Raw genomic sequence first — 6,457 nt, forward strand, 5'->3', positions numbered from 1 at the left:
TAAAACAATTGGTATCAACAAACTTGGCACACTATTGAGTTCTCAAACAACAGACACACCCGGCACCACCACCAGCAAACAAACACCGTGGATCGCTCCGGAGCAACTTCTCAAACTTACCCGGTTTCGAGGAGCTTTGCAAATCGGCATTTTCGCGATTCACGCTGCTCTCAACCGGCCCCACCCGCATCCGGCGCGCCAGCAGGCGAACCATTTTCAGGCTGTTTGTAAGGGAGTTTGGCCGCTATTTTTCCGCTTCAGCGGCGGCGACTCAGAAAACAATACACGTCCCCAAGCCGGTCCGCAAATCCGGCGGCAGGAGAGCAGCATGCCCCCAAAAACCTCGCAATGTAGGGGTTTTTGGGGGCACACGGCGTGTCCTGGCCGGCCTACGCGCCATCACTTCGCGGTATGGACTGGCTCACATGTTGTGCGCTCCTCAGCTGCGCACTTTCAGGGTCAGCGAAAAGTCGGCGTCCCGCGGCGTGAGGCGGTATTGCTCCAGCACACCGGGGCCGCAGGCGGCCGTCCCCACCCCCCGCAGCGCGTGGTCCACGTACAGGTAGGTACGGTCGTCGGCCTTCAGGTCCGGGCGGTGGGCCGCTGGGTCCAACACATCCTGGCTGTAGGGCCTCACTGTCAGGGCAAAGGGATCACCGCAGATCTCAAGCGTCCGGCCGCCAAGGTGCAGTGCAGCGGCCCGTGAGCCTGACCGGGCACCGCATTCCTGCGGCCGCACGTACTCCACATCCATTTCCGCCAGGGGCAGGGAAAACCAGCCTGCCCGCGTCCCCTGCCCGGTGTCCGGGTAGCTCTGGTGGGGGCCCTGGCCGAACCAGCTCACCGAATCCGTCTCCTCACACAGGACAAATTCCAGCCCTATCCGCGCCCATTCGACCTCAAAGCCGCGGTTGACCCATGTGCCATCACGCCGCACCTGGGTCCGGAGCCCCACTGTTTCCCCGTCGCTGCTCCAGGTGTAGTCCACAAGCACGCCGTACTGTTTGTCGGCTGCGCTCACGCGCGTGCGGACAGTCAGGCATTCTCCTCCGTCCTGCCCGGGGCCCGCCGAGATGCCCAGCAGCCGGGTGTGGAGCCGGTCGAGTCCGGCATCCTTCCACTGAGTGGCCAGCGGCCGCTCGTCGGCGCCGCCCCATTCCCGGCCAAGATCGTTATCGGTAGGAGCCCACCACAGGGTCAGTCCCAGCTTCTCCACCGGGACACCGCCAATCGAGGTAGGCATGCCGGTGGCTCTGCTGAAGACAACCGGCCCGAGCGTGAGTTCGCTGTCCTGCACCTGGACGGGTTCAACAGGCGCCGGCGAAACGGGAGCGGCCGGCTCCCGAACCGCCTGCCCCCACGCCACCTCGTGTCCCGCATCCGCCCAGGCCGAATCAGCGCCGAGGACCGCACGAACGGTGAGCACTGCGGGCCTGCCGTCGGACAGCCCTGCGGCGAAAGCCGCGACGCTGCCAGGCAGCTCCACAACTGTTTCGGACTGAGGCGCAACGGGCGCAACGTCCACCGTCCCGCCGTCGAGCGCGCCGCCGTCGGCCTCTACTTCGTAGCGGAAGCTGAACGCGGAGGTGTCCGCGAAGTCCTGGCCGTTGCGGAGGGTGAAGCCGGTCCAGTCGCGGGCGACGTCGATGCGTAGCGGCTCTATCACCTTCTTGAAGTCCAGCAGCCCGGGCCGGGGCCTGCGGTCAGCATCAACAAGCCCGTCGGTGACAAAGTTGCCGTCGTGAACTTCCTCACCGAAGTCGCCGCCGTAGCCGTAATGCTCAACACCATCGGCGGTCGGCACCGTGATGCCATGCTCCAGCCACTCCCACACGAAGCCTCCCATCAGGCGCGGGTACTTCTCGAAAAGATCCTGGTACTCGCTCATTCCACCAGGGCCGTTACCCATGGCATGGACATATTCGCAGAGGACAAAGGGCATGGCCCGGCGCCGGGCGTCCAAGGCGGGGTCGTCCAGGGCAGGCTCGATTCCCTGCCCGATCAGGGCCGTCTCGGCATGGCTTGCGTACATCCGCGAGTAGACGTCAACGTGCGCCGAGGACCAGTCTCCTTCGTAGTGGACAGGGCGGGACGGATCCCGGTCTTTGGTCCACCGCGACATGGCCGCGAGGTTCCTTCCCGTGCCGGCCTCGTTGCCAAGCGACCACATAATCACCGCCGGATGGTTCTTGTCGCGCTCAACCGTGCGTCGCATGCGGTCTACAAGTGCCGCTTCCCACTGGGGGTCATCACTGGGGTTCTGGGCCCAGCCGGCGCTCTCAAAACCGTGCGTTTCCAGGTCGCATTCGAGCACAACGTAGAAGCCAAGCTGGTCAGCCAGGGCAAGGAACTCCGGATGGGGCGGGTAGTGCGACGTCCGGATTGCGTTGATGTTGTGCTGCTTCATGAGCCGCAGCTCCGCCTCCACCACATCGCGGGGAACCACCCGGCCAAGGCGTGGATGGTGCTCGTGGCGGTTGACGCCGCGCAGCAGGATCCGCCGCCCGTTGACCTTGAACTGAGCGTCCTCGATGGCGATGCTGCGGAAGCCGATCTGCAGTGCCACGGACTCACCGGCGGCGCTGACGGCCGCCTCGTAGAGGCGCGGCACCTCCGCGGACCAGGGTTCGACGGCGGGGACGCGCACCTCGGTGCCGGCGGGCAGGTCAAGGCCCAGTTCCGGAACGCGGACGACGGCGTCAGTCGCCTGTCCGCCCCGGGTCACCTCCACCTTGAGGATGCCTTCGCCTGTGATGTGGTCGTAGCCGGAGTGGACGAAGACATCGTCAATGCCGGCATCGGGCCTGGCCTGCAATGTGACGTCCCGGAAAATGCCGGGGAGCCACCACATGTCCTGGTCCTCGACGTAGCTGGCGGCCGAGAACTGGGCGACGCGGACAGCCAGGGTGTTTTCCCCCTGCACCAGGATCCCTGATACGTCGAATTCGTGGGCGAGCCTGCTTCCACGGGTGGTTCCGAGTTCCACTCCGTTCAGCCAGACTGTTCCGGCGGACTCGATGCCGTCGAACCGCAGCAGGGCCTGCGGAAAGAACTCGGGTCCGGCCTCAAAAACCACCAGATGGTCGCCGATGGGGTTGGCCTCCTGAACGTGCGGCGGTTCCACCGCAAAGGGGAACTGGACGTTCGTGTAGGCCGGTGAGCCATGTCCGTGCATGGGCCAACTGGACGGCACCGGCAGGTTCTCGAACCCGTTCAGCGCCGCACCCAGCTGCCAGCCATCATCGGGCGCTGCCCGAATTCCGGGGCTGAGCCGGAACTGCCACTCGCCGTTCAGCGACAGCCGAGGGGCGTCGCTGTGCAGGTAAGCGCGCGCAGGCAGCGCGCCCCGGCCCGGCTCAAGGGATTCGAGATCCTGGATATCCGCGGCGCCAAGCTCCAGGCTCCGGCCGGCTGGGCCGGGAGCGGTGTGCGGGCTGCTGCCCGCCGGCGCGGACGGTGTTTCGACAGACATGGGCTTCCTTGCTTCGGGGAGTCTGGTACTTACGTGAACGTTCACGTGCTGCATGCAAGCCTAGCTTCTATTCCGTGGTTTGAGTAGGGGTCAGGCCGACTGGCGAAGCACGAGCTGGTGCTTGAGGACCAGCTCGCTGTCCGGGCTTCCAGCCTGGAGCCTGCCGGAGATCAGATTGTCCACGAGGTCGACGGCGGCCCGTCCTACCGCCCGCAGGTCAAGTGAGAGAGTGGTCAGCTCCGGCGTCACCAGCTCCCCAAGAGGGATGCCGTCCATACCGATCACGGCGCAATCCTCCGGAACCCTGCGGCCGGCGTCGTGCAAGGCCTTAAGTGCCCCTGCCGCCATGAGGTCGTTGAACACAAGGAGCCCGTCAATCCTGCCGTCGTGCTCGAGCATGGACCGGACGGCTTCCCGGGCTGCGGAGGCGGAGTCGGCTGACCGGCGGAGCGTCAGCTCGAGGCCGGCATCTGCGGCCGCTGCGGCGACAGCCAACCCGCGGGTGGTGGCAGGCCCCTCCAAGTCCGCATCCAGGTAGGCGATGCGCCGGCACCGTGCGGACTTCAGCCGTTCCAGGGCCAGTTGTGCCGCGTACGCGTAGTCGAAGGAAATGAGGCCGGCAGCCTGCCCTGACGGAAAATCGAGGACAACCACTGGCCGGCGGCCCATCATGGCCTGGGCCTCAGTTGAGCTGGCGCCCAGATAGCCCACGAGCGCGTCAACCTGCGGACCCAGCCGGGCAACGGCGTCCAGCCCGCTTCCGCTCCCATGGCCAAAATCGTCGACCACCACGTTCCAGCCCCGCTGCGTGGCCTCTTCAACCACGCTGGAGGCAAAGGCCGGAAAGTAGGGGTTGGTCAGATCAGGAATCGCGAGTCCCAGCGATGTCCGGGCGCCTTGGACCAGGCCTTTGGCGAACCGGCTGGGCGAATACCCAAGTTCTGCCGCCAACTGCTGGACGCGCTCACGCGTGGACGCACTGATTCCGGGCATGTCGTTCATGGCACGGGTAACGGTTTGCCGGGAAACCCCCGCCGCGGCCGCCACGTCCAGGATGGTCGCTCGGCGAACCTGGGGGCTGCTTGAACTCGAGGTCACGGCTACAAGTCTAGGCTGATGCCGACGCAGGACGCCCTGGACCTGCTTCCAGGCCTCCCCTGGGACGCTCTCTCACTCGATGTGGGGTTTCCCGGGACGCTCGCTCACTCGATGCGGGGTGTCCCGGGATGCTCTCTCACTTGATGTGGGGTTTCCCGGGATGCTCTCTCACTTGATGCGGGGTTTCCCGGGATGCTCTCTCACTTGATGTGGGGTGTGCCGGGATGCTCTCTCACTTGATGTGGGGTGTGCCGGGGGCCTGTACGGGGCTCTTCACGGTTAGTGGGGAAAGGGATTCCCGGATGAGTGTCATGCCGCCGTCCGGACGGCACTTCTCATGAGAATAACCGATTTGTAATTGCCGGGGTTGCGGTAGCCGCGGGCGGTGCGTTTGATGTGTTTGATCCCGGTGTTGTTGGCCTCGACCTTCCCCGTGGTGGCGCCGGTGACGATGAGGACTTCAATCTCTTTCCACCACCGGCTGACGGTCCGGTAGAGCTTGTTCGTCTCGGGCCGCGCGGCGGCCTCGACCAGGGCTTTGAGGTCCTCTTTCGCGGCGGCGTCGGCGAGGGAGCTCGTGCGGAGCAGTATCCGCAGCTGTTCCTTGACCTTCCAGACCGCCTCGAGCTTGCCGGTCGGGTCGTCGGCGGCGAAGACCTCCGCCAGACGGTGTGCCGCGTTCCCAGTCAGGGTGTCGCCGGCACGCAGGAGCAGCATCCGGTGCGCCCAGGCCTTGTCGACGCCGCGTCCGCGGCGGCCCTTGACCTGTTGGGACAGATTCTGCCGGGCCTCGGTCATGGCCTGGTTGCCGAGAGATACCAGATGGAAATGATCGACGGCGACGGCGGTGCGTGGAAGCCACATCCGCAAGGCTTTCCGGAACGCTGCCGACGGATCGATCGCGACGACCTGCACTCCCAGACGCCAGGCCAGCGGGCGGGCGAAGAGCCAGTCTCCGACACCCTTGTGGTCCCGGCCATCAACGACGCCCAGGACCTGGCCGGAGTCCAGATCCACGATGGTTGTCATCCACGGCTCATGCCGGACCCACGAGCTGGATCCAGGGTCGCGGAAGAACCGCACGGACCGGAACCGGTGCTCGTCGATGCCCAGCATCCGCGGGCTGAGCTCATCCACATCGGGCAGGGTGAGCAGGCAGGCCTCATTCAACGCCGCCCGGACGGTCCACCACGAGATCCCGAACGCCGCAGCCGTCTCCGAGACGGCACGGCCGGACCGGATCACCGCGTCAACGACATGGTCGCGGAGCCGGCCGGTGGAACGGGCACGGCGCGGCACCTGGGTGGTGGATTCGAAGAACGACAGCCGCGCGCAGGCCCGCTCCTCGCAGTACCAGCGGTACTTGCACCAGAGGACCTCCACGGCCCCGGCGACGGGGATGTCCCGGATCCGCTGGAACCGCCGCTCTTTCCGCCGGGACGCCACGACACCGCAGGTCGGGCAGCCCGGTGGCTGGTCGGTTTCGACAATGACCCGGCGCCGGCCATCGCCCAGCACACTGGCGGAGATGACACGGTAGTCAGGCAGGTTGAAGATGCTGGTGGCAGCGTCAGGCGCCGCCCCGGTAGGCTCATTCAAGGCTCGTGGTCCTGTCCCTGGTTGAATGCTAGACACACTCATCCCAGCAGGGCCACGGGCCCCTTTTTCAGCTACGACACGGAATCAATTCCCCACCAAACACGAAGAGCCCTGTACGGGGGCGCCCTGGTGGTGGCTGTGAGCGGTGCCGGGCCAGTTTGTGTGGTGGGGGTTTAAATGTGGGAGGCCCCAACCGTGGTGGTTGGGGCCTCGACCCTTTTAATGTGTGTCCGGCGGTGACCTACTCTCCCACACCCTCCCGGGTGCAGTACCATCGGCGCTGTGGGT

Annotated in this window: 3 protein-coding genes; all 3 read right to left on the reverse strand. The window is 65.8% G+C overall.

Going from position 1 to position 6,457, the window contains the following annotated elements:
- Nucleotides 1-439 precede the first annotated feature (439 nt).
- The 3 genes from NFU08_RS20710 to NFU08_RS20720 all read right to left on the reverse strand — a co-directional run bounded on the left by NFU08_RS20710 (nt 440) and on the right by NFU08_RS20720 (nt 6,169).
- Entirely contained in the window at nt 440-3,472 is a 3,033-nt protein-coding gene (locus tag NFU08_RS20710; RefSeq protein WP_251425939.1) for a glycoside hydrolase family 2 TIM barrel-domain containing protein, read from the reverse strand.
- 90 nt (nt 3,473-3,562) lie between these two features.
- A complete protein-coding gene (locus NFU08_RS20715) occupies nt 3,563-4,570 on the reverse strand; it encodes a LacI family DNA-binding transcriptional regulator (protein ID WP_251425941.1) in 1,008 nt (335 codons plus the stop codon).
- Between the two features lie 309 nt (nt 4,571-4,879).
- Nucleotides 4,880-6,169 carry an ISL3 family transposase gene (locus tag NFU08_RS20720; protein WP_251425945.1) on the reverse strand — a complete coding sequence of 430 codons (1,290 nt, stop codon included), beginning with the start codon at nt 6,167-6,169 and terminating at the stop codon, nt 4,880-4,882.
- Between the last annotated feature and the right edge of the window lie 288 nt (nt 6,170-6,457).

It is taken from the genome of Pseudarthrobacter sp. NCCP-2145, assembly GCF_023708005.1.
Classification (GTDB): Bacteria; Actinomycetota; Actinomycetes; order Actinomycetales; family Micrococcaceae; genus Arthrobacter; species Arthrobacter oxydans.